A 25,772-nucleotide genomic window follows, 5' to 3' on the forward strand; every position below is an offset into this window, starting at 1 on the left:
CAACAACGCGGCTCGCCGCCCGCCTTAATGTCCGACCGTTTCTGGCGCATTGTTTCGGTGAGCGGCACGATACCGCCGGCTCATCGAAAGATAGCACCTGGGACCACAAGACCATGTGCGTGCAACCGACTATACAGAGGAGGGAGCCATGACGAGGATCTCGGTTCTGTTGTCACAATTAGCCATCCAGCCATGGCGAAACCGGAGGCGTCGGGTTCTGCTGAGTACCGCTGCCGTCTTATGTGCAGGGCTCACCGGTCAGCCGGTTCAAGCCGACGAGACTTGCCAGTCGCCGTACATGGCCAAGATCACCGGCGAGGAGGAGTTCGTCTATGTCTGGACCCTCGGCCTCGAGGGGGTTGGCGACGGGCAGGACAAGGTGGTCACCGTCGATGTCCGCAAGGACTCGCCGACCTTCGGCAAGGCGATCGACACTGACTCGGTCGGCGGGCGCGGCGAGGCCCACCATGGCGGGCTGACGGATGACCGCCGCTTCTTCTGGGTCGCAGGCCTGTCCGACAGCAGAATCCACATCTTTGACGTGGCAACGAACCCTGCCAATCCGAAGCTGGTCAAGACGATCGACGACTTCGTCGAGAAGAGTGGAGGCGTGGTTGGCGCGCATGGCGCCTATGCCCTGCCGGGGCGCATGCTAATCCCGGGGCTGTCGAACAAGAACCACGACGGGCGTACCGGACTGGTCGAGTACACCAATGACGGGCAGTACATCACCACGCACTGGATGCCGACCGCGGAGAATACCCAAGGCGCGGCCGTCGAGAAGGTTGCCGACGGCTACGGCTACGACGCCCGTGTCCTTCCGCGCAAGAACGTCATGCTCACCTCATCCTTCACGGGCTTCAGCAACTACATGCGTCCGCTCGGCGAGGTCATGAAGGACGAGGAGGCGATGAAGCACTTCGGCCAGACAATGGTCCTGTGGGACTTCCATGCGCGCACGCCGAAGAAGGTATTCAACGTTCCGGGCGCGCCGCTGGAGATCCGTTGGGCTTGGGGGCCCTACAACAACTACGCCTTCACCTCGACGGCTCTCACCTCGAAGCTGTGGCTTGTGTACGAGGATACGGACGGAGAATGGAAAGCCGAAGCGGTGGCGGATGTTGGGGACCCAGCCAAGCTGCCGGTTCCCGTCGACATCAGCCTGAGTGCCGACGATAGGACGCTGTTCATCGACAGCTTCATGGACGGCATGACCCGGGTCTTTGACGTCTCCGACCCGCACAGGCCAAAGCAGATCTACGAAAGAAAGGTCGGCGGTCAGGTCAACATGGTCTCGCAGAGCTGGGACGGAAAGCGTCTCTATTACACCAGCTCACTTCTCTCGAACTGGGACAAGACGGGTGCCGACGGCGCGCAGTTCCTGAAGGCCTATAGCTGGGATGGAAAGGAGTTGGCGCCGCGGTTCGAGATTGACTTCCTGCGCGAGGGATTGGGGCGTCCGCACATGATGTCGTTCGGTTCCTCGAAGCTCTACGCGAGCTGACGTTTTCCGGGCGGGAGCCCTTCGGCTCTCGCCTTGCACCTGCGAGGGGAGGGATCCAATGCCGAGCCGTACTGTCCCCCGTCTCATTCTGGCCACCGTGCTCTGTGGGGCATCATTGGCTGCGTCGGCCCATGATCTGCACGAGCGCGAGCCAAACGCCGGGCAACCGATCGGCCCAAGCACCGGCTACGCCTTTGCTCTGCCGGATCCCGGAAGCTATCGGCTTCCGGCCATCCGACCCGCGGCCGGGGGGAGTGTCCTGGACGAGAGGGGGCGAGGACATGATCTGGCCGATCTCCTTCAGGGTCGGATCACCGTCCTGGCGTTCATGTACACGCGCTGCGGCGATCTCTGCCCGACCGCGACGTTGCAGTTGTCACTGTTGCAGGACCTTGTGGCCAAAGATCAACGGCTTGCCCAGCGCATGCATCTGGTCTCGATGAGCTTTGACCCGGATCATGACACACCTGAGGTTCTTGCCGAGTATGCGGCGACCTGGCGCTCAAGCGAACCCGGCGCTCCCGAATGGCTCTTTCTCACGGCCCCCGACCGCTCGGCGCTCGCGCCCGTGCTCGCCGCCTATGGGCAAGCTGTCAGCGCCAAACCCGATCCCGGCGCGGCGGGCGGACCGCTGTACCACATCTTTCGCGCCTTCCTGATCGACGCCTCGGGCCAGATCCGCAACATCTACAGCCTGGATTTCCTCGACCCAGAACTGGTTCTCACCGACACCAAAACCCTGATCCTCAATCAGGAGCAGGACCAACATGCGGCCAGCCCCGCTCCTTAGGCCAAGCACCACCTTTTCCACATGAGGCGAACATCATGGTGAACTTTACCCCCTATCGGTCCTGATCGGTGGACTGCTAGCCGCGCTTAACGCCGGACGTAGCCAGCCGTGACCTCGTCCTTATGGGCGGCGAAGGCGGCCAAGACTTCGGCCTTCTCGCGCTTCGGAACCTTGAAGAAGTCCAGGGACCGTCCGAGTTCGGCGGTAACCGCATCGAATTCTGCGGGGGAGATCCGGAGGTCCCGGTGCGCCTCCTCGAGGCCGAGCGGCGTCGCGCCGGGCTTGGTGGCCGTGAACTGGAAAGGTCCACCCGCAGCGTTGCAGACCCACAGCGTCCGCATGAACTTGAGGCCGGGCAGCCTCTTTAGATTCTTCGTGTGCCATTCCCGCAGCCGCGGGTTCTTGGACTTCTGGCCGACGATAGGGTTCTTCACGACGGCATCGCTGAAGTGATCGACCACCGCCGCAATGGCGAAGACGCCGCCGAGTCGCTCGTACAGACTTGTCTCAGGCTTGGTTTGATTGGTTTGGGCGTAGGCGTGATCCGCTCCTGTCAAAGCCACCGGGGCCGCGGTCAGCGCAAGCCCTATGACCGCCCATCGTCTTGTAAGAGACGTCGAAAAAAGCTGTGCCATAAAATCCTCCTAGGGCTGAAGCGATTTACGCTCGCAGTGAATGGCCGCCCGAGCGGGTTCGACCCAACATTGGATGTTGCGGGCAGGAGAAGGTTCCCGTCTGGCGAGCTTACCAGATGCAAGAGTTCTGGAAGCTCCTGTTCCGAGAGCAGCGCCAGCAGATCGTTTTGTAAACAGCCTTTCGCGAAATTCCATCCATCCACCCGTGGGCCATCGGGCGCTTAGCGTGGGTATGGTTTGAGCTCGAAAGGTCTCCTAAGAGGCTGGTGAGCAATTTTATTGCTCGCTTCAAGTCTTTGATTCAGGATAGATTTCACTGGAATCGGTGAGGCGGATGCGGGCTGTTTGACGGTTGAGGAGCCCCGCCATGGATGTCTGTTCCTACGCCAGCGATCTCAATGATGCCGAATGGGCGCTGCTCGCGCCCCTTGTCCCCCGCAGCCATCCAGCCGGACGGCGACAGACCTATCCGTTACGGCGCATCGTCGATGCGATCTTCTATCTGCTGCGCACCGGAGCCCAGTGGCGGCTGCTGCCGCACGAGTATCCACCCCGGTGTGCCGTCTTCTACCACTATGCCCAGTGGCGCGAGGATGGCACCTGGGAGCACGTGACCCAGGTCCTGCGCGAGAGCTACCGCCGCACGATCGGCCGCAGTCCTCAGCCGACAGCGGCGATCATCGACAGCCAATCGGTCAAGACCTCTGAGATGGGCGGACCACGTGGTTACGATGGTGGCAAAAAGATCAAGGGTCGCAAGCGCCATCTTCTCGTTGATACGCAAGGCAATCTCCTGAAGAACAGCGTGCATCCAGCCGACATCCATGACCGCGCCGGAGCCGAGATCTTGTTGGAGGGTCTGCAGCATCTCTTCCCGGCCATCGAGCTGATGTGGGCCGACACGGCTTATCGCGGATTGAAGGATTGGCTGTGCAAAGCGCTGGGCTGGAGGCTGTCGATCCCACAACACTGGTGGGCCGGTGGCGTCTGGACGCGGATTGGCGCAGAGCCGCCGACGCGGCCGAGTGGCTTTCAGGTGCTCGCGCGCAGATGGGTTGTTGAGCGGACAATCGCCTGGTTGACCACCAACCGGCGGCTGGCGAAGGACTACGAACGTCTGGTCGAGACCGGCGAGATGCTGCTCTATCTCGCGATGAGTCGTATCCTGCTGCGCCGCCTCACGCGAAAGGAAAGATAATTGCTCACCAGCCACTGAGACCAGCGCGACATCAAGTACAATAAAGCCTAGCTTAATCGCCTCGCCGTGAGGATGATGCCGCAGACGGTACGGGAGGTAACCGAGGACGAAGAACCCGAAGGCGTAGGCCCCGTAATAGAGATCGCGTGGCCATGGTACGAGCCAGATGAGCCAGACGGACACGACGATGATCGCAGTCAGCCGGGCATAGAACGCGAACTGGAGGCCTTCAAGTTCCGCCTGTCGAATGCTCGCCTGAAGATGATCCTGTGAGTTTCCATGAGACCAAAGCGATCGAAGCGCCTGCAAGGCACTGGACACAAAGCCGATGATCCGGTTCGCCACGTCAGACATGTGCTCGCTCTGCTAATCACGAAGGCTCTGAGCTTGAACCTGATAGCATTCCGGCAAGAGCCTTGCACGGTGCGAGCAGAAACGGCGATGGGGGTCAGGCCGGAGCTTAGGTCCATACGGAAATGTTTCGGGTGCAAGCCTGCCGCCCTAACGCATGCGGGGATCACCCGCGGTACTGATCGTCCGTTACGTGTTCCATCCAATCGACAGGAGAGCCGTTCAGCTTTTCTTGGATGGCGATGTGGCTCATGCCCGTGGTGGCTGTCGCGCCGTGCCAGTGCTTCTCGCCAGGCTCGAACCAGACCACGTCACCCGGCCGGATCTCCTCGATAGGGCCGCCCTCGCGCTGCACCCAGCCAAGGCCGGACGTGACGATGAGGGTCTGGCCCAGCGGATGGGTGTGCCAAGCCGTGCGCGCGCCGGGCTCGAACGTGACATGAGCCCCCGCAACACGCGCCGGATCGGGCGGGCTGAACAAAGGGTCGATGCGCACGGTGCCGGTGAACCAGTCTGCCGGTCCCTTGCCCGAGGCTTGTGAGCCGCTTCTATTGATTTCCATCGTCCTTCTCCTTCGATGTTTGGGAATCTCGCGTCATGTTCGCGACGTCCGATCAGGTCGGAGGGTAATCTAATGCGCGCAGCTCCAGGCGATTAGGTGGTGAAATTTACATGACCCTCTATTCGGGATTCATAAGTGCCGCGCATAGGACCACCTGTCACTTCGGCGTGAGATCGCTGTACCAATAGGCGGCCGTCACGCCACCATCCATGAGGAAGTCGCTGCCCGTAATGAACGCGCCGTCCGGACCCATGAGGAGGGCACCGACGGTTCCGACCTCGTCCGGGGTGCCGGCTCTCCCTGCTGCTGACAACTCAATCATGCGACGGTAGCCGGGGCCGCGTGGTCCCTCGAGTTCATCTTTCGCGAGCGGGGTGATGATGATCCCCGGGCTGATCGTGTTGATTCGTGCGCCGCGCTTACCCCAGCGGACGGCCTCGGCCATCACCCGTAACGAGTTCCCTCGCTTCGAGACCTGATAGGCATGGAGCGGATCCTCCACCTGATCGGGCTGAAGCATCGGCAGCGTGAGAAGGTCTTCCGTGGGCGTTGTCGCGAGGGCCGCGTTCTGCTCGGTTGAGAGCGGCGGCAGCCGATGCCCGGACTGGGAGGCGATCACGACGCCCGCGCCCCCGCGTGCGATGACGTTGCCGAATTCCTCGGCGCTCGTGCCAGTGCCAGGACCGAAGCCGTGACCGAGTTCCTTGTACTTCCGGTATTCCACCTCCGTGCCAGCCTGTCGCAGCGCTGCAATCCGTCTCTCCATCGCGGAGGGAGGTGCGATTACATCCTCCTCGCCGACGGCTACAAAGGTCGGAGGCTCGTCGGCTGAAAGGTCCGAATGGGCCGTGTAGGCCATCACGACAGCCGACGGCTTCGGAAGGTCCTTGCCTCCATATCGGGCGACGCCGTGCGAGCCGATCGACGCAGCCATTCTCGCTCCCGCGGAACTGCCCCACTAGGAATACCCTTGAGTACTGACCCCGAGCGTGTCGGCATTCTCGAAGATGTATGAAATCACGGTAGCCAGATCCTGGGTCGCAATCGCGCCGCCCTGTCCGGCCCGATATTTGATGCCTTCGGTGTCGGCCTCATCTCGACTGCGTCGCTGCTGGGATCCGCCCTCTTGACGCTCGCCCTCGGGTTGGTCGCCTACCGGATCCCGCGGCGTAGGGCCCTGCTGGCCGCAAGTCTCCTGATGCTGGCCACCGGGCTGGGGTTCGCTGGAATCGAGACTTTCTGGCCGCTGCTTGTGATCGCCTTCGTCGGCACGCTCAATCCGTCCGGCGGCGACGTCAGCGTCTTCCTGCCCCTTGAGCACACCGTCGTGTCCCATGTCGTCGCCGACGGGGACCGGACGGCGGCGTTCGCCCGCTACAGCTTCGTCGGCGCCTTCTTCGGTGCCCTCGGGGCGCTCTCGGTCGGCGTGGGTCGACTGGCTTGCCCCGGTCGCCACGCCGGAGACGACGTCCGCGGCTCTCTTCGGCTTCTACGGCCTGCTGGGGCTGCTCACGTTCCTGCTCTACCGCCACCTCTCGCGCGAGGTTGAGGCGGGCACCGACAACCCGCCGGCCCCGCTCGGGCCGTCGCGCGGGATCGTCTACCGGCTGGCGGCCCTGTTCTCGGTCGATGCCTTCGGCGGCGGCCTCGTCATCAACGCGTTGCTCACGATCTGGCTGGGCGAGCGGTTCGGCATCGGTGTCTCGACAATTGGAGCGATCTTCTTCGTGACCAGCCTGTGTTCGGCGGTCTCGTACTTCGCAGCGGTGCCGCTGGCCAAACGGTTCGGGCTGATCAACACGATGGTGTTCACCCATCTGCCGTCGAGCGTCTTCCTGATCCTGACCGCCTTCGCGCCGACCATCTGGATCGCGTTCGGGCTCCTGATCCTGCGGAGCCTGCTGTCGCAGATGGACGTGCCAACCCGGTCCTCGTACGTCATGGCGGTGGTCACGCCGGAGGAGCGGCCCGCCGCCGCGAGCGTAACGGCGGTGCCCCGGAGCCTCGCCTCGGCGGTCGCGTCACTTTTGTCCGGCTGGCTGCTGACCGCGTCGCCGTTCGGCTGGCCGCTCGTGCTCGCCGGCACCCTGAAAGTAGCCTACGACCTGACGCTGCTGCGGCTGTTCTCGGCCATCAAGCCACCGGAGGAACGCTAACGCGGTTCAGGGCTGGCTCCCTCACCCGGATGACGTGGGCCAGAACAGCCAGATCAGGAATGCGGCGGCCAGGAGCCACAGCGTGATGATCGCCGCAGCGGCGACCTTGCTGACCGGCCGTCCCTCCCGCGCAACCGCCTCGGCCCGGAACTCCATCATCAGGTCAGCCGGGACGAGCTTGATGGCGAGCAGGATTCCCAGAGGCACGATGAGAAGGTCGTCGAGGTAGCCGAGCATCGGCACGAAGTCCGGGACGAGATCGATCGGCGAGAGCGCATAGGCGGCCACCGCTCCGGCGGCCGCCTTCGCATACCAGGGCACCCGGTGGTCACGGGCGGCGATCCAGAGCGCCACGACATCGCTTTTGATGGTGCGCGCCCACTGCTTGGCCCGGTCGATCAAGCTGTCAGTGGCCATGCAAAGGCTTCCTTTACGATAAGGCCGTCGCGGGTGCTGCGAGGTCGACGAAGCCCTGCACCAGCATGATCACCCCCAGAACACCGACGAGGCCGGCCGAGGCCAGCGGCAAGGATGCGTCTGAGTTCATCGTGTCGGTCGGTCATGGCACGGATCCTCCGCTGGTCGGACGGTCTCCCCGGCCTGGCGCGCACGGCACCCCGGCGCGTCCAGCATAAGCCTGTCGCCACCGGACGGACATGCTTTCGCGGCCATGCCGGTTTCCCGTATGCCCGCCCGCTTGCACGGGGAGGCGGTCACACCTCCTCTGAGCCCTGATAGCGAGCGAAGGTCCTCTGGCCCGCAGGCCCGAACAGGACGACTTCGTAGGTATCGTTCTCCACGCCCGTGACCTCCATCCCGGGTGAGCCGACGGGCATGCCTGGGACCGCGAGCCCCTTGGCCTGCGGCTTCTCCGCAAGGAGACGCATGATCGCGTCCGCGGGGACATGTCCCTCGATGACGTAGCCGCCGACCTCGGCAGTGTGGCAGGAGGTGAGGTCCTGGGGTACCCCGAGCCGGACCTTCACCCGTTTGATCTCGGGTATCTCCCGAACCTCCACTGGGAAGCCCGCAGCGCGGATATGGTCGATCCAGCCGGAACAGCATCCACAGGACGGATCCTTGCTCACGACGACCTTCGGCAGGCCCGTCTCGGCGAAGACGGGCTTCATGGCCAGGGCCGCCCCCGCGGTGCCGAGGACGTTCAGGAAACGGCGGCGGTCGAACATGGGAGCCTCCTTCAGACTTCGATTGGGGTGTAGCCCGCCTCGGCAACAATGGCCTTGATGGACACCAGATCGGTACTGCCGAGGACCGAAACGAGCTTGGAGGCGGGATCGGCCTCGACGCTCGTGCCGGGTAGGCCGGTCTCGATGGCTTTCCTGATGGTGCCGGCACAGTGACCGCAGGTCATGTCCTCGACCTTCAGGGACAGGACATCCGGAGGACGATCCACGGCCTGGCTCGCCTCGGTCTGATGGGTGCTGCATCCGCACATGGTAAAGTCTCCGTTTCAACGGGATGATGCACGCACCCCGCACCTTCCCACGATGGCAAGGTCAAGAGACATACGCGCCCTCGTCCGACAATGGCCCCTCGGCTGGTCGGCGGAACCGTGCGAGAGGGCCATCGTCGGCATCATGGACCGTACCGTGGGTGGCCTGATCCGCCTCGTGCTCAGTCGCCGCGTCCCTGCCGAAGGCCACTTCGCTCCCGCCGTGCGACCTCCGAAGGCGTGAACGTGTATCCGGCCACCATCGCGAAGTCCTTCCTCGATTGCAGCCGGACACCAACGCGCGCATCGGCGCACGACGGCACTGCCTCGGCCCTGACGTGTACGGCGAGGCGTCGGTGGCATGATCCCGGCACCAAGCTGCCTACTTGCGCTTGTCGCTGTCGTATACCTTGGCGCCGCCGGTGGATGCCCCGGGGGTCGCCGAGGAGCCGGTTGTCGTGGCCCGTGACCGTCCGCGCATGAAGTACCAGACAAGGCCGGCAATGATCGCCAGCCCTATGATGATCCACAGCCAAGGGGCGCCGCCGTCCGTGGACGCGGGGGAGGCGGGTGAACCGGAGGTAGCCGGCGGCGTGGCTTGGGCGAGGGCCTCGTTCACCGCAACGAGGGTCGTGATCGTGAAGACGCTGAGCCTGTCGAGCATCATGTTCCCCTTCCGCCCACAAGGGCTGCGGATCAACGTTGGCCACACGCCCGCGTTCCTCTCATCGCGAGGGCTGGCGCACCCCTGCCTCGGGTTTCCCGGCCCTCCATATGGGGAACCGACGCGACGGGTGCCCGTTTGTCCTCGCTTGCGAGAGAAACAGCCATGGGCGACCCAACCCACCCTTCGAGCGTTCCGCCACACGATGATCAGCAGATGCCTGTTCTGGACGATGCGCCGAGGGGCGGTGCCCGCACCATGGCCGAGGAGATCATCCCGCTCGTCGAGGAGACCATGACCGTCGATAAACGACGGGTCATCACGGGCCGCGTACGCGTGCAGACGGTCACAGACACTCTTGAGGAGCTGGCTCACGCAAACGTCCAGCGGGAGACGGTGGAGGTTACCCGTGTGCCCATCGACAAAGTGGTCGAGACCGCACCGGAGATCAGGACCGAAGGCGATGTGACCATCGTGCCGGTGCTCGAGGAGGTGCTCGTGGTCGAGAAGCGCCTGGTGCTCAAGGAGGAACTGCACATCCGGCGCCGCGTCGAGTCCGAAACCGTCGAGGTGCCGGTCACCCTGCGCAAGCAACGCGCGATCATCAAGCGTGTCGATCCCGACGACCTTGGTCCCGAGGGTCCGGCAACCTATCCGGCAACCTAGGGGTTAAATTCTAACGCTTGGTACCCACGGCCAAGCCAACGCATTGGGTGGAAAGCGGACCTTCCCTCGCTGTTCTCAACATCCTGGTTTGACCCGTTTCGGACCATCCTGCTCTGGGACGCAATGGCACGAGCTGGACAGTGGATCAAACACATTCGGCTCCAGTGCGGGACTACCGAACCGATCTTCGTACTATTGCGCCGCGAGGGTCTCACAACTGTGCCTTGTTCCCAAACAACACTGATACAGTTGACCTCCGTCCCCGGGATAGGTCTACGGTCCACCACGGGAAGATGGAGGACTGGCAATGCCTCGGTCGGCTGCCGAACCTGATGGACATCACGCGCCAACGGGTCGATTGTCCGGGTTCTACCGGCTTCTCTGGCGTCAGACGAGACAGGCGCAGCTCCTGCTGATCGGGCTTTCGCTCGCGATCGCCGTCCTGGCGGCCGTGCCGCTCTACCTCCAGCTGAAGCTGATCAATGGACTGGCGTACGGGACCTCGCTGCACCAGGTGCTGGTGCTCGGCGCTTCCTATGGGGCAGCAAGCCTGCTCACAATCGCGCTGAAGCTCTGCCTGCAATATCGGAGTGCGATCCTCGGTGAGACCATCGTCCGCCGCATCCGCGGCCGCATCCTTTCCACCCATGCCCACAAGCGCCGCACCGGTGATCCGACGCGGACGGCCGATGGGACCGTCGTCAGCATGCTGACCGCCGAGGCCGAAGGCGTCGGTCTGTTTGTCGGCGAAGCGATCACGACACCGCTCCTGGAGATCGGGACACTGCTCAGCATCCTCATCTTCATCACAGTCAGCGAGCCGCTCCTGGGAGTGTTCATCGCTGCGATCGCACTCCCGCAGGCGGCGATCGTGGCTGCCGTCCAGGGATCCGTGAACACCTTGGTGAAAAAGCGCCTGGAGCTGCTGCGAACGGCCGCGGACCGGGCGGTCGATGCGGCGGCCCCTGGCCTGAGGCAACGATCCTTGAGACGTTCGACGAGGTCTTCCGCGCCCGCCGACGGATCCACATTCGCAAGCTGTCCTCGAAGGCGGCGCTCAAGGTGCTGGCCGCCCTCGGTGTCGTCGGCACACTTGTGCTGGGTGGTTGGCTGGTGCTGCGGGGCGAGACCGACGTTGGGACCGTTGTGGCCGCCCTGACCGGGCTGACCCGCATCGATCGCCCCTGGAACAACCTGATCAAGTTCTACCGCTCACTGAGCATGGTCATGGTCCGCTACGGATTGCTGGAGGGGGCCATCGAGTGAGGCGACCCGTGTACCACACCTCGCGCTCAATGCCATCGACCACCGGTGAGCTCGCGCCCCAACCCCTACTCGGATCAATGAAAACCCGCATCTGAATCTAAGGGAAACCCTGAAAATATTATCAGGGTATTGCGATCCTATCCCAGCAGGCTCCGAATTCAACGTGAAGTCAAAGGTAGCATGACGTGCGTAACTTGCCGGAATTTCCCAACAGTAAGTGAGTTATACTGAAATATTGAGCAGATTCAATTCATCTTGTTCGCAGTCAAGCGGATGAATAAATGGACCGATTAGCAAACTTCTGAGAGCATCGATGCCCCCACAGGCGGCCAATGCGATATCGCTCAGGAGGACTGGATGATGGACCCCACACGTCGCGAGATCGTGCAAGGTGCCGGCGCTTTTGCGCTCAGCGCAGCATTCGCCTCAACGCTCTCCGGTGCGGCACAAGCGGCAACTGATCCGGCGAGCTTCGACATCGACAAGGCGTTCTCGGGCTTCATGGCCGACATCGGCGGCAACCCTTCCGATGGTGGCGGGACAGTCAGCTTCACGGGCCGCGATCCGATCCTGCGCAGCCATTTCCGCATCGGCACGGCGATGGCACTGCCGGCAATGGCAGCGGGTGTCGGCGCCGCCGCGATCTGGAAGGACCGCATGGGCGAGGGGCAGGACCTGACAGTCGACCTGCGCGAGGCGGTCTACAACGTCAATCCGCTCATGACGCCGATCATGCAGCACCGCATCGCAGCCGGACGCGTGCCGGCGGACGACCCCGTGCCGCGAGGCTTCACCTTCACGCCAACCATCAACGGCCGCCTGTACCAGGCACCCGTCGGTCTGGGGAATCCCTTCTCATTCGTGGCGTTCGAGACCAAGGACGGCCGGTACGTCAACGTGACCGGCGCCTACCCCCACCTCAACGACCGCGCGCTGAGACTGCTGCGGACCACACCCGACCGCGAGTCGATCACCAAAGCCATCAAGCAGTGGAACGCCGAGGATCTCGACAATGCGATGATCGAGACGAGGACCGTCGGCGGCATTCACCGCACCGCGCAGGAATGGCTCGATCATCCGGAAGGCGCGGCACTGGCCAAGGTGCCGGTGATCGACATCCGCAAGGTCGGTGACTCCGAGCCCATCCCCTTCACGCCCGATCCAAGGTAGCCGCTGTCCGGGATCAAGGGGCTGGCGCTCACCCACGTCATCGCCGGATCCTGTGCGGCGCGCACGCTGGCGGAATACGGGGCCGACATCCTCCAGGTTGCGCGCGACCAGTCCTTCGAGCACGAGGCGATGTGGACCGACGTCAATGTCGGCATGCGCTCGACGATGCTCGACCTGAGGAATGCGGATCAGGCCAAGGCCCTCGATGCGCTCGTTCCCCGCGCCGACGTGTTCATGGAGAGCTTCAGCGGACGCGGGATCGAGCGGCTGGGCTTCGGTGTCGAGGAGGTCGCGAGGAAGCGTCCTGGGATCGTCTACCTGACCGTGCGCTGCTACGGATGGGACGGCCCTTGGAAGGACCGGGCCGGCTTCGACATGGAAGCCCTGACGGTGACGGGCTACACCATGGCCGAGGGCGGCGGCGGCAAGCCGGGGATCCCGCCGACCTTCCCCATGCCGGAAGGTGAGAGCCCGACACCGGCCTTCCCGCCGACCCTGGTGCTCAACGATTACATCGCCGGCTATCTCGGAGCTGCCGGCGTCATCGCGGCCCTCCGGCGCCGTGCACGGCAGGGCGGCAGCTATCACGTGCGGGTCAGCCTCTCGCGCGCCGCCATGTGGTACCAGAGCCTCGGCACGTTTCCGAGCACCGACTTCGACGCCACGGCTCCGGAGCACCGGATGGTCCCGCCGGAGACTGTTCGGGGACCGACACCCTATGGCGAGGTCCACCGCCTTGCGCCGCTGGTGAAGCTGTCCAGGACACCAAGTGGTTGGCGTGATCCTTTGGTCATCGTCCGCGGCAGCGACCGTCCAACCTGGTGAGGGTGAAGCACATGCGTCAGTTGAGTGAACGAGATGCGGACCGAAGCAAGGTTCTCACGGTTGTCAGCGTCTTTGCCTTGTGTCTGACGCCCGGTATGGCCTCATCCCAGACACCGGGAGCAGCGGCCCCTCCGCTGTATCCCGATCCCGGCATAATCGAATGGTACGACGGGGCTCGGGTCGATCTCCTCGACCAGACCCTGTCGGGCAAGGGCGACGTCGAGGAGGATAACAGGCCCCATAGCGGCTTCTTTCGCCTTCCGACGGCACTCGAGGAATGGTTCGCCTACAAACAGCGCTTGACGGAGCTGTACGGGCTCACCATCGGCGGTTCCTACGGCGTGTTGTGGCAGCACTATTCCAGCAGCCCGATCGACGAGCACGACGCAGTTGGTGGCAAATTCACGTTCAACCTAAGCTACCAACTGACCAGCCCCGGCTATGAGAACCCGATGTGGCTCGAGGCCGTGGTGGAAGACCGGCGAGCGCTGGGAACGGAGCTGTCACCGCTGTTCGGAGGGCTGGCAGCCGGGTCGATCACGCCGACTGCCGCCACGTGGGGCGAGTTCGATCTCGGCGTCACCCAGTTCTACATCCGCCAGAACCTGTTCAACAATCGCTTCCAGTATGCCATCGGCAAGCTCTTCGCGCCCAACTTCGTCAACGCCTATCCGTTCTTCGACGACAACCGGCAGTTCTTCAACCAGGCGTTTTCGACGAGCCCGACAATTCCTACGCCCCTGAGAGGGTTTGGTCTCGTCGCTGCCGGGTACCCGACCGACGGCGGGCTTTACATCAAGGCCGGCATGTACACGGCCAACAGCGACGACACCGGCCTCACCATCGACGACTTCTTCACCGAGCCCGAGCACTTCTACCATGTGGAGGTCGGATGGACGTCGCTCGCGGGACAAGGCGTCCCCTTGCAAGCCCGCGGTCCGATGGATGCCAACAATGTCCACATCACGGCCTGGCACAAGGACGACCAGAAATTCGGCCCACCCGAAGCGAACGGCGTCGCCTTCAACGCCAACTACAAGGTCCGCGAGGACGTGATGGTGTTCCTGCGCGGCGGCGTGTCCGAGGGATGGTTCGTCGATCGCAATCTCGCGGCCGGGTTTGGCTGGCGCCCGTTCGAGGCCTACTCGGATCTTTTCGGTCTGGGCGTGGGCTGGGCACAGCCGTCCAACGACGCGCTCAGGGACCAGTACACGATGGAGGCCTTCTACCGCTGGCACCTGACGCCCAATCTCGCGTTCACGCCGAACATTCAGATGATCGTCAATCCGGCCTTAAATCCCAATGAAGACACCCTGTGGGTGTTCGGCTTGAGAACACGGCTCACCTTCTAACGTGAGGCGTGATGTTCATAGATCGACATCGCACATCGTTGTTTCTGATCGCGGCAGTCCGGACTGGTCTATCGCTGACGTCCACTAATTCTTCCGCTCTCAGAGCCGGGCTGCCGGTTCGAGCGTACGGGAATAAGATCGAATTGGAGACGCCTTGCCGTCGCCTAAACGGCAGCTAATGGCACTGGGCTGACCTTAGCCGTACTTCCGCTTTGGGCTAGAGCAGGCATCCCAGATCGGGTACCAAGCGTTAGAATTTAACCACTCGGGCCTGGTCGTTTCGAGGAACCGAAGCCCGGCAACACGCCGGGCCTCGGCCGAATTGCGATCAGCCCTTGCGACCCTTGCGATCGGTCGAACCCGCGGTGCCCGTACCCCGGACGCTGCGCTCGTCATCGACGTCGACTTCCGTCTTGCGCACGGTGTCGGACACGGTCTCGGTGCGCTGCTCCACGTCCTTGCGCACGACAACCTCTTCCGTGACCCGCGCCTCCTTGGAAACCACCGCCTCCTCGCGGCGCTCCTCGGCCTCGATGGTGCGTTCGCGGAAGGCGGCGTCACCCTCGCTCAGGGGACGGTCGACGGGGCGGCGCTCCACGTGAACGCGTTCCTCGCGCAAATTGACCTGCTCCTGCACCGGGCGCTCGACCACACGGGACTGGATGCGCACCCGGCCGTGGCCGACCTCGCGCTTGCCGACATGCAGTTGCTCCTCGGCAATCGGGATCACCTCATCCCGTCCGGTCACATCGGTCCTGGCGCTCCTGGCGCGGGATGTCTCCGACGTTCCCGCGAGGTCGCTGGCCACCGCTGCCGTCGCACTGCCGAGACCGGCCGTGCTGCCCGAGGCCGACACGTCATATCCCGGCCATCCCTCGGAGCGCCAGGCGGTCTGCTGCTCGTCGAGGTCGAGGATGCCCTCGCCGTCGAGGATGCCGACCACCCGGTCGACCTCGTCCTCATCACATTCCACGGCAACGAGCGAGCCGCCCCGGCGCACGCCTTCCGCATAGGCATGGGCATCGGTGCGCGGCACGCCATCGTTTTCCAGATCGTCGATGAGGTTGTCGGAAGCCGTCGAGTAAAAGCTGATGTCACCGCGCGAGATGCCGGCCTGCTCGAGGCGGCTGACGATCTCGCTGGCTTTCTGTTGGTCCTGGTAGAGGCACGTGACGGTCTTGGACATGAGGTTGGCTCCTGAAAGGCTTTCGTGATCGAACCCGTTTGTGACCCATGGTCGAGCCGGACAGTTGCAACGGCAGACACGATCCCGCATCCCGGCGGGACACCGATGGTCCAGGGCAGCGTCCATGCAGGCAATCGGCTCGGCCGAGAACCAACCAATGTGCCGTCAGGATTTCGGTTCCCTTGACCCGACGGGCTTTACCGACGCAGTGACCATCGCCTGCCGCTCCTGCGGCAGGCGCCCTCGTTCTCGGATTGGCCAGTGCGGGCGATCCCGGTGCACCTGAAACGACCGGAAATATTTCGTGAAGGAATAAGCCCGCGACGGCTTTCGTTTGTCACTCATACGAACCGAGAAGGCAGAGCTGGCCCATGAATCACATCCGAGTGGCAGAAGCGCCCCAGGCTCCAGCGACCAATCCTTCCTACGCCTTCAGCACTGGCCCGTCATTGCAGTGCGCGGCGCTCTTTCTTGTCGCCTCCGTCAGCTCCTTCGTTGGAGCGGGCCTCCTGCTGGCGAGCATCTGATGGGAACTGTGCCCTCCCGCGTGACAGTGGTTCGCCCAGGCCAAACCCATCTCGAACGGACGGGCCGATGAGACCCGCGCACAACACTCGAAAGATGACCTCCATGGCGTGGCCGCTTGGCGGGAACTTGGGAGCGATTAGGTCTGTTACTGCCAAGCTGGGTCTAGGTCTCACAGGCTGTCCCCGGAATGGGGTGTCGCAACCCGAAGGCCCCTCGGCTGGAACTTGCCGCCAAGCGTCGCCGGTACTCTCAAACGTACAATGATGACTATCAGAAGTGATGCACAATCCATGGACCAGGATGTTGTTTATGGCGAGCGATCCCGCCCGCTCGCCCAACAGGCCCGCTCTCATGTCGCGACCGTTCTGGTCTGTCAGAACAACCTCATCCGCAGCGGCATCGATCACGTTCTTTCGGGGACGCGGTTCGTCATCTCGTCGGGCGCCGACGAACAAACCTCAGAGGCGCCTGCTCTCTGCTTGATCTACACGGACCACGTTGCCGACGACATCGGCGAGGCCGTCAACCGCCTCAAGACGCGATGGCCTTCTGTCCGGACGGTTCTCTTGAGCGATCACTTGGATCCCGCTGCCGTCGCCCATGCCTTCCAAGCGGGTCTCGATGGGCTGTGCTCGACCGCAATGAGCCCTGAAGCTCTCATGCTGGCTCTTGAGCTTGTTGTGCTCGGCGAGAGGTTTATCCCGGCAGATGTGGGCCTGGCTCTGCTGACTGCACAGTCCCGAGGCGACGAAGTTGGCTTCGGAATATCGGCTGCCGCTGTGCCAGCCAACGATGGTCTCGGCGGAAAGAGTCTGTCCGGTCGCGAAGCCCAGATCCTGCATCTCATCACCCAAGGCGCCGCGAACAAGGTGATTGCGCGGGATCTGGGGCTGGCCGAAGCGACCGTCAAAGTTCATGTCAAAGCGATCTTGAGGAAGGTCAAGGTGTCAAACCGGACCCAAGCCGCCATGTGGGCACAGCAGCATGTGAAAGGGCACCCTCAAGCTGCCATTATGGATGCAGCGGAGTGACGCAGCAAACACTAAGCAACAGGACAGCGGACCAGACGGCTCCGGCAACCGTCACTCACCTATTCGACTGTCCAATCGTTCAGTCATAAATAACGCTTGAGATGTTTTCCAATATATATTTCCTGTCGGCGGCACTCATCAGATATTCATCTGGCCGAATATTGGGTAAAGCTGCATATAATTTTGAGTATACTTGAAACCGTTCTCCTGGAAGTGCGTTATTGGATCAGCGGGCACCAAGCCCGAGATCATGAATTCAGGAGAACATCCATGTCGAAGAAGCTTCTTCTCGCTGGTGCCGTGCTTGCATCCCTCGCCCCTGCGGCCGCTTTTGCTCAGGGCGGTGCTGCGGCCGGTGCGGCCACGGGTGCAGTCGGCGGCGCTGTTGTGGGCGGTCCGGTCGGTGCCGTGGTGGGTGGCGTCACGGGCGCCATCGTCGGCGGCATCGCCGATCAGCAGCAGCCGGAGTTCCGCACCTATGTGACGACCCAGAAAGTGCCGTCCTACACCTACAAGGAAGAGGTGCGCGTGGGTGCCGTTCTGCCCGAATCCGGCGTGACCTATCATGAGGTGCCTTCCGAGTACAAGGTGAAGGGCTATAAGTACACGGTGGTGAACAACACCCCGGTGCTCGTCGAGCCGAGCAGCCACAAGATCGTGCAGGTCATCCGCTAAGAGACTCTAGCCTTCGGGCTAGCGATGGGCGGCCCTTGTGGCCGCCCATTGTCGTTCTATGGCTGATCGATTAAGCCGCCAAAGAAACACGCTAACGCTGATCGAGCGGAGGAATGCAATGCGAGTGCCGGCAATCCTACTGATGGGCATTGTCCTGTCAGGCTGCGTTTTGTCCCGCGAGCCGCCATCCCAGCCCGTTCCGCCAGCCAATCTCGGATCGACACAGGCAGCACCTCCCGTGCCCCCGGCCCCTGTCCCGGCGGCCCTTCCGCCAGGATACACCCGGCACATCACCTACAGCGATGGCAGGTTCACTCTGCCGGACGGCTCAACGGTGCCGGCCGATCCCAATGGCGGGTTCACGATCTCCACCGGGGCCTATATTCCACCCGACGGAGCAGGCGGAATCATTCTCCCGAACGGCGCGCGCTGCATTTCGGACAGTGCGCGGGACTACTTTTGCCCCTGAGGCACCCCCTTCGGTCGGTTGTCGCCTTTAGGTCACAGCCAAGCCTCTTGCCCGCCATCCGCACGCTCGGGTGAGATGCCATCCGCTGCCTCGCTGGAGTTGGTCTTGGCGCCCTTGGCTGCCGGCAGCCCATAGCCTTCAGGGTCACGCATTGGAGCAGCGGAACCCTCGCCGGTATGGGCGCATTCCCCGACCTCTAGCCCGTTTCAACGGAGGGACAAATGCGCCGTATCCTCATTGCCATCGCCGCCACGGCCCTGTTGGCGGGCACCGCTGTCGCTCAGACGGCCGTGACAACGACAACGGAAACTTTCGTCACAGCCAAGCCGACCGACGTGCTGAGCAACAACCTGATCGGTCTCAACGTCACCAACCAGGCCAACGAGACGATTGGTGAAATCAAGGACCTGATCCTCTCGCAAGGCGATCTCAGTGGCTACATCGTCTCGGTCGGAGGCTTCCTGGGCCTGGGCGAGCGCTATGTCATCGTCCGTCCGAGCGCCGTCAAGGTCAGCTATGCCGAGAACGACAACAAATGGCATGCCGTGATGAATGCCACCAAGGATCAACTCAAGTCCGCCCCCGAGTTCAAGTATGAAGGCCGCTGGAAGCGCTAATCAACCCGCCCTTCAAGGCCAGAAAGGCCCCGTTTCGGGGCCTTTCCCATTCTGAGATCACCAGGTCTGGCGACCGTACCAATCGTCGACATCCTGACGGACGCGATCCTTCTCGAGCCCATAGCGCTCCTGGATCTTGCCTTCGAGCTGATCGCGCTGGCCGTTGATGACATCGAGGTCATCGTCGGTGAGTTTGCCCCACTGCTCCTTGATCTGGCCCTTGACCTGCTTCCAGTTGCCCTCAACGCGGTTCCAATCCATGGCCTCACTCCTGTCTGTGATTAGAGCTGAGCGCTAACGTCCCGGAGCGGACAAGGGTTCTACGTCTGGTCGTTGGCCAATCCGGGCAAATCCGTGAATTCGCGGAACGGAAATCTCGCAACCGTGGCAGATGCAAACTGCGTTGGAGCCGCCAAAGCCAGTGCGGCTTCAGTTTGAAGCCCACTCCCTTCGCTCCGGTCATGCTGGCCGTGCTTGGTGTAAAATTGCCAGGAAGCACGGGAGGGTGGCTGGCCACAAGGACTGCTGCCGAGAGGGGAATTCATGGTGACTGAGTGCACGGCATGTCAACGTCGGGAAGCGTCAACGAAACCCAGCGATCCGCGGTCCGATCCAGGGGCGGCATACAATCGCCGCAGTGAGGCTGGAAATCCGACCGACCATGTCGATGGAGCCCCTGAAAGGGGATTGGTCCCCGATCAACGCTGCGCCGCGTGACGGCACGCCCGTCATTCTGTGGATGATCGGAAGGTACAGCCAGCCATTGCCGCCGGACTGAAGGAGTTGAGCAATATCAGGCATTGGTTTTCCAGGAATGTCTCGCGGCTGCAATGGTTCTCCCAGCCGCCATGGAGTGGATCACTTCAGGTAGGTGCGGACCACCTCGATGAGCTCGGCGGCGCCCTTGGCGCGCTCCGGGTCCGGTTCATGCGCCGGATCAACGACGTGGTTGCGGATGTGGTCCTCCATCAGCTCGACGGTCAGGCCGTTCACGGCCCCGCGCACCGAGGCAACCAGCATCAGGACGTCGGTGCAGCCGAGTTCTGCCTCAAGCGCTCGCTCGATCGCCTCGACCTGCCCCTTGATCCGGCGGACCCGGGCCAGAAGCTTCGCCTTTTCCTTGATCGTGTGGGACATGTGGCCTCCTCGGTGACGGCTTGCATGATATAGGGGGCTACCCTATCTGAGTCGAGCGCAATGTTTGCCGCAGGATCGGGTTGAGGCCGTGACGAAAGACAATCCTTGTATTTCCGTGTGCGCGTTTGACGGGCGGACCGGCTGGTGCCTCGGCTGCGGCCGGACAATCCCCGAGATCCGCGAATGGCGGAAGCTGACGCCGTATCGCCGCACGGCCCTCCTGCGGGAGCTTCCCCGACGCGTGGAACAGGTCCGGACACACCATGAGGCGTACACGAATCAGGTTGCCGGTCGGGTACGCCGCCCGCTTCCTTCCGGAAGCGGACAGTCGAACTGATGGTGCATCTGCCCGATTATCTCAGCCTCTTCGGGGCCTCCTTGCTGTCGGCGACGGTGTTCCCGTTCCAGTCGGAGTTGGTCCTGGCCGGCATGCTGCTGGCCGAGCACTACCAGGTCTGGGTGCTGGTGCTCGCCGCCAGCCTCGGCAACATCCTGGGTTCCTGCGCGAACTGGTACCTGGGCCGCCTCATCGCCCACTCCGAGGGCCGACGCTGGTTTCCGGTTGCCCGGGAGCAGGTGTGGCCAAGGCGGAGGGGTGGTACCACCGCTACGGTCGCTGGACGCTGCTTCTGTCGTGGGTGCCGATAATCGGCGATCCGCTCACCATCGTGGCGGGCGTCCTGCGCGAGCCGTTTCCGGTGTTCCTGGCGCTGATCGTGGTGGCCAAGACCGCGCGTTACCTCGGGGTCGCGGGCCTCACGCTCGGCTGGGTGCAATGAGGCCGCGGCGTGCCCGAGCGCACCTGCTCCTGCGATGAATTTGCAAGTAGAATCAATGGCTGGCGACAGGCGGACGAATCCCTTTGAAGCGGCCATCCCACTCATCCCCGGACCTGCCCTGGCTGCCGTCAGGTGGTCCCTATGTGTCGAGTTCGAGCATGGACCGCATCCAGAAACTGGCCGCCGGAAGCATTGCCGTCGGCGTCGCCGTCCTTGGCCTGAAATACGCCGCCTATCTGCTGACCGGCTCCATCGCCCTGTACTCGGATGCGCTGGAAAGCATCATCAACGTCGTGACCGCCGTGGTAGCCCTCCTGGCGGTGCGGACCAGCGCCATCCCGGCCGATGCGAACCACCCTTACGGGCACCACAAGGTGGAATACTTCTCCGCCGTGATCGTGGGCGTGCCGATCGTCGTGGCGGCGCTCGCCATCCTGCGTGAGGCCTACTTCGGGATCATGGCCCCAAAACCCTTCACAGCCTCGATGGAGGGACTTCTCGTCAATGGATTGGCGAGCGTCATCAACGCCGGCTGGTGCTGGATGCTGATCCGGCAGGGGCGGCGCTCGCGCTCACCACCGCTGGTCGCGGACGGCAAGCACCTTCTGACGGACGTCGTCTCCTCCATTGGTGTCCTGTTCGGCGTGGGGCTGGCGGCAGCCACCGGCTGGGCCATCCTCGATCCAGCGCTCGCGGCCTTGGTGGCGCTGAACATCCTCTGGTCCGGCTGGGCGGTGATGCGGGAGTCGGTCGGCGGCCTGATGGACGAGGCAGTGCCGGAGAACACCCTCGGCCGCATCCGCGAGCTGATCTCGTCCCAGGCCGAGGGCGCGCTGGAGGCGCATGACTTGCGCACCCGACAGGCCGGGAAGGTGACGTTCGTCGACTTCCACCTGGTCGTGCCGGGGGAGATGGCGGTGTCGGCGGCCCACGACATCTGCGACCGCATCGAGCGGGCGCTGCTTGACGAGGTCGATGACGCCCTGGTCACGATCCATGTCGAGCCCGAGCAGAAGGCCAAGCACGCCGGGACCGTCGTGCTCTAGGCCGCGCCCGGGACGGGCCGCCGGAGGAAGCCGTCAAGGCGCAGCCACGTCCGAAAGGAACAGCAGCCCGCGACCGCGGCGCCGGCACAAGCAGGAATCGTACGGAGCATCGGCAATGTCAGGATACAAAGGGGCTGAAGCCGGCCGCCCCTCAACGTCGTTCCGTGAGCCGGTTGTGCAGGACCGCAATGGAACCCGCAAGGACCAGGCCGGCACAGGGGAAGCCGGCCATTCAATCAGCCGATGGGTGAGAAAGGTCTCCTCCAGCACGGCATCATGGGTGGGATAATCACCCTGCTGCTAGGATCCCTAAAGCCGGCTATGGTTTCTCCGCCTTGGAGATGCGGCAATCCCTTGGTGTTCGGGTCCGGGCAGGAGGGGTCGGAAGGTGGCGTCGCCGATCCCTCTTCACCCGCTCGCTTCAAGGACAGAACTCGCCAGTATTCGCAGTCCCGCCGAGGCGACTTCCCGAGCCGGTTTTACTGAATGGGCGGCGCGGCATTCCATAAGCTCGCACGACGACTTCCCGAACACCTCAATCGCTTCCATACTGGCCGGTATGCGAAATTGTTGTTGGGCATCTCAACCAGTAAGAAGCGACATCCACCCCCGAATTTGCCGATCGGGGCAGAAGCGCGGCGGATCTCCGAAGAGACGCCAATAGCCAATACCAGCCTTGGAATTCAGCGTCCAAAACCCCACGGTCAGCGGGACCTCAGGTGGAGTCTCGTTCTCGATCATCCAGAGGATCACAGGCGTGCCGTCACGAGGCGCAGTGTCAACCGAGGCCCAGCCGCCGCTGATGGTCGTTCTCGACATGGCCTATAGAGCTCACCGAGCCTGTCAACGACAGACAGAAGCCTTTGTTCGCGGTTCCATACGGCTTCTGCGCAATGCGTATGCGTTCAGGCTTCTCTTCTACCGGGACAAGGCGGGAGGGAATGTGCCGGGCAATAGGCGCTCAAACAGACGCCGGATTTTCCCGTAGCATTCGCACGCCGTCTCTTCGAGGCCCTCTCGGTCGATCACCGTGATGCTTCCCTTGGACTGCCGGATGAGCCCTGCCGTCTGGAGCGTACGGGTCACCACACTCACGCCGGAGCGCTGCACCCCCAGCATCTCGGCCAGGAACTCGTGCGTCAACGGTAAACTGTCCTGATCGGTCCGGTCGTGCATGCTCAGGATCCAGCGGCAGCAACGGGCTTCGACCGGGTGAACGGCGTTGCAGGAGACGGTCTGGAACGTCTGGGCGAGAAAGGCCTCGCCATAGCGCATCATCAACTGCCCCAGATTCGGGCGGGCGTTCCTCACCGCATTCAAATGCTCGAATGGGATACGCGAGGCAGTGCCGGACATTTGCACGATATAGCGGCCGAAGGCTTCCCGGGTCACCAGGGCACTGAGCAGGCCCGCGGCCCCCTCACGCCCGAACACCGCAACCTCGGTGGTGGCACCATCCTCCATGACATTGACAAGGGAGATGATGGCCTCGTGGGGGAAATAGACGTGGCGAATGATGTCACCCGGCTCATAGAGCACCTGCTTGAGGGCCAGCTCCACGAGGTCGAGATGGGCTTCAAGCGACGCGAAGTCCGCGGGTTCCAGCGCAGCCAGCAGCCGGTTCCTCTGATGGTTCGCTTTCATAGCTTTGCCATGGCAGCAGCATCACTTCATCCAGACAACGCGGGTGGGTCCGAATTGTCTCAGTCTGTTTGTTCGGAATCCGACAGACAAGGCGGGTTGGCCCGTGTACATGGATGACACCGATACCGTTCTTTTGCCCCTACGGGTCGGACCTCCAGGCGCCCGTCGTGACGGGCGCTTTCTTTTTGCCAGGACAAGGCCTGACGTCATAAGTCCGAGACCCACTTCGCCGCTTCGTCAGGGCGACCCCTTTAAGCGCCTGGCCGGCGACGAGCTCGTCGGCAAAGATCTGGACCAGCTCTTGGCCCTTGGTGCCGATCCAGCCCAAAAACGCATTTCATACTGTGACTTATGCGAAATTCGCTTCATGTCCCCGGGACGCTACCTTGGCACATTCCAGCAGTACGCCGAATTCCTGTAAAGGTATGACGAGCGGTCCTTCATTTCATCCGCCCAACGTTACACTTGGCCCGTTCCCGACCCTCGCGCTGATGTGCACGCTGGCTCGGTTTTATCCAGCCCTGGTTAAGCAAAGTCCGGTAAGACCGATCTAAGCTTTCCAATGTCAAATGACGCTCTTCCAGCGCCTAGGGTCAAGATGGACCCAAGGGCCCTACACCCAGGATTACACGCCGGCCTCAAACGACGACACGGCCAACGCCGCACGGTTCCACCCGCGGCCACTGTCTCCATAGGCCTCGTGACCATCGGCCGTGACGGCGACCGTGTCCTCCAGTTTGATGAAGCCGCGCCGAGGGTGCAGCAGGGTTGTCTCAATCGAGATGACCATGCCCGCTGGCAGGGGGCGCTCCCGGTCGAAAGCGGAATAGGGCCACGGGCCACTCGCGGTCAGCCGAGGCGCCTCGTGGCTGATCAGCCCCATGCCATGCGCGACGAAGCTCGCCGTGCCAGCCGTCAAATGCTGCATCAGCGGCTCGACCGCCGAATAGATCTCCGCCCCGATCACCCCATCCCTGAGAGGCTTTCGCGCCGCGAGCTGGATCTCGTCGATCTGCTCCAGCAGTTCACGGAGCTCGGCGTCAGGCTCGCCTAAGATGCCCATGCGGCAGAGATCACCGATATAGCCGCGGTAGTTGCCGCCGGAGTCCAGGGACATGATATCGCCCTCCTCAAGAACTTGATCCGAGGGGGCGCGGTTGAAGCTCGTTCCGGCAGTGGTCAGGCAATATTCGAACAGCAGGCCTCGCATCGTCTCCTCGCGCCGGAGGGCCTCCACGACCTCGCGCTTGGTCTGGCCCGGACGCACCATCGGGAAGACAGCGAGCATGGCGTCGACGACGCCTTCGGACGCCTGCCGCAGCAACCGCAGTTCCTCCGCAGTCTTCACGGCGCGCAAGCGCTCGAGCGTGAAGACCGCATCCGCGATCTCGGATTCTGGCATCGCATCCCTCAGGACGAGATACGCATCAGCCGGAAGAAAGCCTGCCTCGATCCCGATCCGCTTCAAGGGCAGGCCGAGGTGACGGAGATGTTCGACGCAAACCTGCATGGCGTCGGTCGAAGTTCTCGACTTGGCCTGGATGTTGGGAACCCAGAAGCGCCCCAGCTCCTGCTCGAAAGTTTCGTGCGGGTTGGCGATGTAGGCACTCTCCTCGGGGCGCCCGCGGGAGTAGACGAAGATCGGAAGGTAGCGGCTCAATCCGATCGCATCCATGTAATCGAACATGAAGAAGCGGTAGCCGCCTAGCATGTACTGGACGTTGTGCTTGGAGGTGACGATCAGCACGTCGATGCCTTCTGCCTCCATCAATTCATCGAGGTGCCGGTGGTTGAAGGGAGGCACTCCCCGGTTAGAAGGCGGGTTGGAGGCGGTCTCGGAGGTCATCGGCTTCTCCCGATGCTGCTACGTCAGCCTGACCTGAGGTTATCACGACGGCCAAGATCGGAATACTCCGCACTCGTCCAGACGCGATCGCGGCCTCCCTGTTAAGCTATGGGGATTATGCAGACGAACATCAGCCCAATCCCAAAAAGGAGCTTGAGACTACCCAAAGCCAAGATAGGAAGCAGCATCTCGATCGCAGAGCGAAGGTCTCGAATTGGCACT

28 protein-coding genes and 1 pseudogene are annotated in these 25,772 nt (G+C 62.9%); 16 read left to right on the forward strand and 13 right to left on the reverse strand.

Annotated features, from left to right (window positions below; translation table 11 throughout):
• Nucleotides 1–148: 148 nt before the first annotated feature.
• Nucleotides 149–1,504, forward strand: a complete 1,356-nt coding sequence (mtoX, locus tag BB934_RS29595) for a methanethiol oxidase (protein ID WP_099513506.1) — start codon at nt 149–151, stop codon at nt 1,502–1,504.
• Nucleotides 1,505–1,562: 58 nt separating this feature from the next.
• A complete protein-coding gene (locus tag BB934_RS29600) occupies nt 1,563–2,294 on the forward strand; it encodes an SCO family protein (RefSeq protein WP_099513507.1) in 732 nt (243 codons plus the stop codon).
• Nucleotides 2,295–2,380: 86 nt separating this feature from the next.
• On the opposite strand, the gene BB934_RS29605 is transcribed toward BB934_RS29600, so the two are convergent.
• A complete protein-coding gene (locus BB934_RS29605) occupies nt 2,381–2,929 on the reverse strand; it encodes a group I truncated hemoglobin (RefSeq protein ID WP_099513508.1) in 549 nt (182 codons plus the stop codon).
• A gap of 367 nt (nt 2,930–3,296) precedes the next feature.
• On the opposite strand from BB934_RS29605, the gene BB934_RS29610 reads away from it, so the two are divergent.
• Nucleotides 3,297–4,127 (forward strand): IS5 family transposase, encoded by an 831-nt coding sequence (locus BB934_RS29610; RefSeq protein WP_099513509.1) that lies wholly within the window; start codon nt 3,297–3,299, stop codon nt 4,125–4,127.
• Between the two features lie 517 nt (nt 4,128–4,644).
• On the opposite strand, the gene BB934_RS29620 is transcribed toward BB934_RS29610, so the two are convergent.
• The 3 genes from BB934_RS29620 to BB934_RS49495 all read right to left on the reverse strand — a co-directional run bounded on the left by BB934_RS29620 (nt 4,645) and on the right by BB934_RS49495 (nt 6,376).
• The gene (locus BB934_RS29620) at nt 4,645–5,040 is read right to left on the reverse strand and encodes a (R)-mandelonitrile lyase (RefSeq protein ID WP_099513510.1); all 396 of its coding nucleotides are present in this window, start codon (nt 5,038–5,040) and stop codon (nt 4,645–4,647) included.
• 157 nt (nt 5,041–5,197) lie between these two features.
• On the reverse strand, nt 5,198–5,974 hold the full coding sequence (locus tag BB934_RS48605) for an SDR family oxidoreductase (protein WP_237050481.1): 777 nt from the start codon (nt 5,972–5,974) through the stop codon (nt 5,198–5,200).
• A 24-nt stretch (nt 5,975–5,998) separates the two neighbouring features.
• Nucleotides 5,999–6,376, reverse strand: a complete 378-nt coding sequence (locus tag BB934_RS49495; protein WP_162299233.1) for a hypothetical protein — start codon at nt 6,374–6,376, stop codon at nt 5,999–6,001.
• A 64-nt stretch (nt 6,377–6,440) separates the two neighbouring features.
• Between BB934_RS49495 and BB934_RS29630 the strand changes: the two genes are divergently transcribed.
• Nucleotides 6,441–7,196 (forward strand): MFS transporter, encoded by a 756-nt coding sequence (locus tag BB934_RS29630; protein ID WP_157934397.1) that lies wholly within the window; start codon nt 6,441–6,443, stop codon nt 7,194–7,196.
• Nucleotides 7,197–7,217: 21 nt separating this feature from the next.
• Here the strand turns inward: BB934_RS29630 and BB934_RS29635 are convergent, their stop codons facing one another.
• The 4 genes from BB934_RS29635 to BB934_RS29650 all read right to left on the reverse strand — a co-directional run bounded on the left by BB934_RS29635 (nt 7,218) and on the right by BB934_RS29650 (nt 9,316).
• Nucleotides 7,218–7,613, reverse strand: a complete 396-nt coding sequence (locus tag BB934_RS29635; protein WP_099513512.1) for a YkvA family protein — start codon at nt 7,611–7,613, stop codon at nt 7,218–7,220.
• Between the two features lie 296 nt (nt 7,614–7,909).
• Complete coding sequence (locus BB934_RS29640; protein WP_099513513.1) at nt 7,910–8,383, reverse strand: DUF411 domain-containing protein; 474 nt, start codon at nt 8,381–8,383, stop codon at nt 7,910–7,912.
• An 11-nt stretch (nt 8,384–8,394) separates the two neighbouring features.
• Nucleotides 8,395–8,652, reverse strand: coding sequence for a heavy-metal-associated domain-containing protein (locus BB934_RS29645; RefSeq protein WP_099513514.1), 258 nt, complete (start codon nt 8,650–8,652; stop codon nt 8,395–8,397).
• 379 nt (nt 8,653–9,031) lie between these two features.
• Nucleotides 9,032–9,316, reverse strand: a complete 285-nt coding sequence (locus BB934_RS29650) for a hypothetical protein (protein WP_099513515.1) — start codon at nt 9,314–9,316, stop codon at nt 9,032–9,034.
• Nucleotides 9,317–9,529: 213 nt separating this feature from the next.
• Between BB934_RS29650 and BB934_RS29655 the strand changes: the two genes are divergently transcribed.
• The 5 genes from BB934_RS29655 to BB934_RS29675 all read left to right on the forward strand — a co-directional run bounded on the left by BB934_RS29655 (nt 9,530) and on the right by BB934_RS29675 (nt 14,592).
• The gene (locus BB934_RS29655; RefSeq protein WP_237050482.1) at nt 9,530–9,979 is read left to right on the forward strand and encodes a YsnF/AvaK domain-containing protein; all 450 of its coding nucleotides are present in this window, start codon (nt 9,530–9,532) and stop codon (nt 9,977–9,979) included.
• 307 nt (nt 9,980–10,286) lie between these two features.
• Nucleotides 10,287–11,138: a 6TM ABC transporter family protein gene (locus BB934_RS29660; RefSeq protein WP_157934398.1), complete on the forward strand. Its 852-nt coding sequence runs from the start codon at nt 10,287–10,289 to the stop codon at nt 11,136–11,138.
• A gap of 464 nt (nt 11,139–11,602) precedes the next feature.
• Complete coding sequence (locus tag BB934_RS29665; protein ID WP_099513518.1) at nt 11,603–12,415, forward strand: CoA transferase; 813 nt, start codon at nt 11,603–11,605, stop codon at nt 12,413–12,415.
• Between the two features lie 39 nt (nt 12,416–12,454).
• Nucleotides 12,455–13,240, forward strand: a complete 786-nt coding sequence (locus tag BB934_RS29670; protein WP_237050518.1) for a CoA transferase — start codon at nt 12,455–12,457, stop codon at nt 13,238–13,240.
• An 11-nt stretch (nt 13,241–13,251) separates the two neighbouring features.
• Entirely contained in the window at nt 13,252–14,592 is a 1,341-nt protein-coding gene (locus BB934_RS29675) for a carbohydrate porin (protein WP_099513520.1), read from the forward strand.
• 328 nt (nt 14,593–14,920) lie between these two features.
• Here the strand turns inward: BB934_RS29675 and BB934_RS29680 are convergent, their stop codons facing one another.
• A complete protein-coding gene (locus tag BB934_RS29680) occupies nt 14,921–15,778 on the reverse strand; it encodes a YsnF/AvaK domain-containing protein (protein ID WP_099513521.1) in 858 nt (285 codons plus the stop codon).
• A gap of 818 nt (nt 15,779–16,596) precedes the next feature.
• Here BB934_RS29680 and BB934_RS29685 point away from each other — a divergent pair.
• From BB934_RS29685 to BB934_RS29700, 4 genes are all read left to right on the forward strand, one after another.
• Nucleotides 16,597–17,337 (forward strand): LuxR C-terminal-related transcriptional regulator, encoded by a 741-nt coding sequence (locus tag BB934_RS29685; protein ID WP_157934399.1) that lies wholly within the window; start codon nt 16,597–16,599, stop codon nt 17,335–17,337.
• 270 nt (nt 17,338–17,607) lie between these two features.
• Nucleotides 17,608–18,012, forward strand: a complete 405-nt coding sequence (locus BB934_RS29690; RefSeq protein WP_099513523.1) for a DUF1236 domain-containing protein — start codon at nt 17,608–17,610, stop codon at nt 18,010–18,012.
• A gap of 118 nt (nt 18,013–18,130) precedes the next feature.
• Nucleotides 18,131–18,481, forward strand: coding sequence for a hypothetical protein (locus BB934_RS29695; protein WP_157934400.1), 351 nt, complete (start codon nt 18,131–18,133; stop codon nt 18,479–18,481).
• Between the two features lie 221 nt (nt 18,482–18,702).
• Nucleotides 18,703–19,098, forward strand: coding sequence for a PRC-barrel domain-containing protein (locus tag BB934_RS29700; RefSeq protein WP_099513525.1), 396 nt, complete (start codon nt 18,703–18,705; stop codon nt 19,096–19,098).
• Between the two features lie 57 nt (nt 19,099–19,155).
• Here the strand turns inward: BB934_RS29700 and BB934_RS29705 are convergent, their stop codons facing one another.
• On the reverse strand, nt 19,156–19,359 hold the full coding sequence (locus tag BB934_RS29705) for a CsbD family protein (protein WP_099513526.1): 204 nt from the start codon (nt 19,357–19,359) through the stop codon (nt 19,156–19,158).
• Nucleotides 19,360–19,956: 597 nt separating this feature from the next.
• Nucleotides 19,957–20,235, reverse strand: coding sequence for a metal/formaldehyde-sensitive transcriptional repressor (locus tag BB934_RS29715; RefSeq protein WP_099513528.1), 279 nt, complete (start codon nt 20,233–20,235; stop codon nt 19,957–19,959).
• Between the two features lie 115 nt (nt 20,236–20,350).
• On the opposite strand from BB934_RS29715, the gene BB934_RS29720 reads away from it, so the two are divergent.
• From BB934_RS29720 to BB934_RS29730, 3 genes and pseudogenes are all read left to right on the forward strand, one after another.
• Nucleotides 20,351–20,572: a DUF1289 domain-containing protein gene (locus tag BB934_RS29720; protein WP_237050519.1), complete on the forward strand. Its 222-nt coding sequence runs from the start codon at nt 20,351–20,353 to the stop codon at nt 20,570–20,572.
• Nucleotides 20,572–21,014, forward strand: a pseudogene (locus BB934_RS29725) (YqaA family protein). The gene BB934_RS29720 and the pseudogene BB934_RS29725 overlap by 1 nt, the downstream one beginning before the upstream one ends.
• Before the next feature lie 158 nt (nt 21,015–21,172).
• Nucleotides 21,173–22,060 carry a cation diffusion facilitator family transporter gene (locus BB934_RS29730; RefSeq protein ID WP_099513529.1) on the forward strand — a complete coding sequence of 296 codons (888 nt, stop codon included), beginning with the start codon at nt 21,173–21,175 and terminating at the stop codon, nt 22,058–22,060.
• A 918-nt stretch (nt 22,061–22,978) separates the two neighbouring features.
• Here the strand turns inward: BB934_RS29730 and BB934_RS29740 are convergent.
• Nucleotides 22,979–23,704, reverse strand: a complete 726-nt coding sequence (locus BB934_RS29740; RefSeq protein ID WP_099513531.1) for a Crp/Fnr family transcriptional regulator — start codon at nt 23,702–23,704, stop codon at nt 22,979–22,981.
• Nucleotides 23,705–24,329: 625 nt separating this feature from the next.
• Entirely contained in the window at nt 24,330–25,550 is a 1,221-nt protein-coding gene (locus BB934_RS29750) for a M24 family metallopeptidase (protein WP_099513533.1), read from the reverse strand.
• Nucleotides 25,551–25,772: the final 222 nt, after the last annotated feature.

Source organism: Microvirga ossetica (assembly GCF_002741015.1).
Classification (GTDB): domain Bacteria; phylum Pseudomonadota; class Alphaproteobacteria; order Rhizobiales; family Beijerinckiaceae; genus Microvirga; species Microvirga ossetica.

What these genes read in the sequence shown, in the direction of transcription:
- mtoX (WP_099513506.1), top strand. Translation starts at nt 149, where the DNA reads ATGACGAGGATCTCGGTTCTGTTGTCACAATTAGCCATCCAGCCATGG.
- BB934_RS29600 (WP_099513507.1), top strand. Translation starts at nt 1,563, where the DNA reads ATGCCGAGCCGTACTGTCCCCCGTCTCATTCTGGCCACCGTGCTCTGT.
- BB934_RS29605 (WP_099513508.1), bottom strand. Translation starts at nt 2,929, where the DNA reads ATGGCACAGCTTTTTTCGACGTCTCTTACAAGACGATGGGCGGTCATA.
- BB934_RS29610 (WP_099513509.1), top strand. Translation starts at nt 3,297, where the DNA reads ATGGATGTCTGTTCCTACGCCAGCGATCTCAATGATGCCGAATGGGCG.
- BB934_RS29620 (WP_099513510.1), bottom strand. Translation starts at nt 5,040, where the DNA reads ATGGAAATCAATAGAAGCGGCTCACAAGCCTCGGGCAAGGGACCGGCA.
- BB934_RS48605 (WP_237050481.1), bottom strand. Translation starts at nt 5,974, where the DNA reads ATGGCTGCGTCGATCGGCTCGCACGGCGTCGCCCGATATGGAGGCAAG.
- BB934_RS49495 (WP_162299233.1), bottom strand. Translation starts at nt 6,376, where the DNA reads ATGGGACACGACGGTGTGCTCAAGGGGCAGGAAGACGCTGACGTCGCC.
- BB934_RS29635 (WP_099513512.1), bottom strand. Translation starts at nt 7,613, where the DNA reads ATGGCCACTGACAGCTTGATCGACCGGGCCAAGCAGTGGGCGCGCACC.
- BB934_RS29640 (WP_099513513.1), bottom strand. Translation starts at nt 8,383, where the DNA reads ATGTTCGACCGCCGCCGTTTCCTGAACGTCCTCGGCACCGCGGGGGCG.
- BB934_RS29645 (WP_099513514.1), bottom strand. Translation starts at nt 8,652, where the DNA reads ATGTGCGGATGCAGCACCCATCAGACCGAGGCGAGCCAGGCCGTGGAT.
- BB934_RS29650 (WP_099513515.1), bottom strand. Translation starts at nt 9,316, where the DNA reads ATGATGCTCGACAGGCTCAGCGTCTTCACGATCACGACCCTCGTTGCG.
- BB934_RS29655 (WP_237050482.1), top strand. Translation starts at nt 9,530, where the DNA reads ATGCCTGTTCTGGACGATGCGCCGAGGGGCGGTGCCCGCACCATGGCC.
- BB934_RS29660 (WP_157934398.1), top strand. Translation starts at nt 10,287, where the DNA reads ATGCCTCGGTCGGCTGCCGAACCTGATGGACATCACGCGCCAACGGGT.
- BB934_RS29665 (WP_099513518.1), top strand. Translation starts at nt 11,603, where the DNA reads ATGATGGACCCCACACGTCGCGAGATCGTGCAAGGTGCCGGCGCTTTT.
- BB934_RS29675 (WP_099513520.1), top strand. Translation starts at nt 13,252, where the DNA reads ATGCGTCAGTTGAGTGAACGAGATGCGGACCGAAGCAAGGTTCTCACG.
- BB934_RS29680 (WP_099513521.1), bottom strand. Translation starts at nt 15,778, where the DNA reads ATGTCCAAGACCGTCACGTGCCTCTACCAGGACCAACAGAAAGCCAGC.
- BB934_RS29685 (WP_157934399.1), top strand. Translation starts at nt 16,597, where the DNA reads ATGGACCAGGATGTTGTTTATGGCGAGCGATCCCGCCCGCTCGCCCAA.
- BB934_RS29690 (WP_099513523.1), top strand. Translation starts at nt 17,608, where the DNA reads ATGTCGAAGAAGCTTCTTCTCGCTGGTGCCGTGCTTGCATCCCTCGCC.
- BB934_RS29695 (WP_157934400.1), top strand. Translation starts at nt 18,131, where the DNA reads ATGCGAGTGCCGGCAATCCTACTGATGGGCATTGTCCTGTCAGGCTGC.
- BB934_RS29700 (WP_099513525.1), top strand. Translation starts at nt 18,703, where the DNA reads ATGCGCCGTATCCTCATTGCCATCGCCGCCACGGCCCTGTTGGCGGGC.
- BB934_RS29705 (WP_099513526.1), bottom strand. Translation starts at nt 19,359, where the DNA reads ATGGATTGGAACCGCGTTGAGGGCAACTGGAAGCAGGTCAAGGGCCAG.
- BB934_RS29715 (WP_099513528.1), bottom strand. Translation starts at nt 20,235, where the DNA reads ATGTCCCACACGATCAAGGAAAAGGCGAAGCTTCTGGCCCGGGTCCGC.
- BB934_RS29730 (WP_099513529.1), top strand. Translation starts at nt 21,173, where the DNA reads ATGGACCGCATCCAGAAACTGGCCGCCGGAAGCATTGCCGTCGGCGTC.
- BB934_RS29740 (WP_099513531.1), bottom strand. Translation starts at nt 23,704, where the DNA reads ATGAAAGCGAACCATCAGAGGAACCGGCTGCTGGCTGCGCTGGAACCC.
- BB934_RS29750 (WP_099513533.1), bottom strand. Translation starts at nt 25,550, where the DNA reads ATGACCTCCGAGACCGCCTCCAACCCGCCTTCTAACCGGGGAGTGCCT.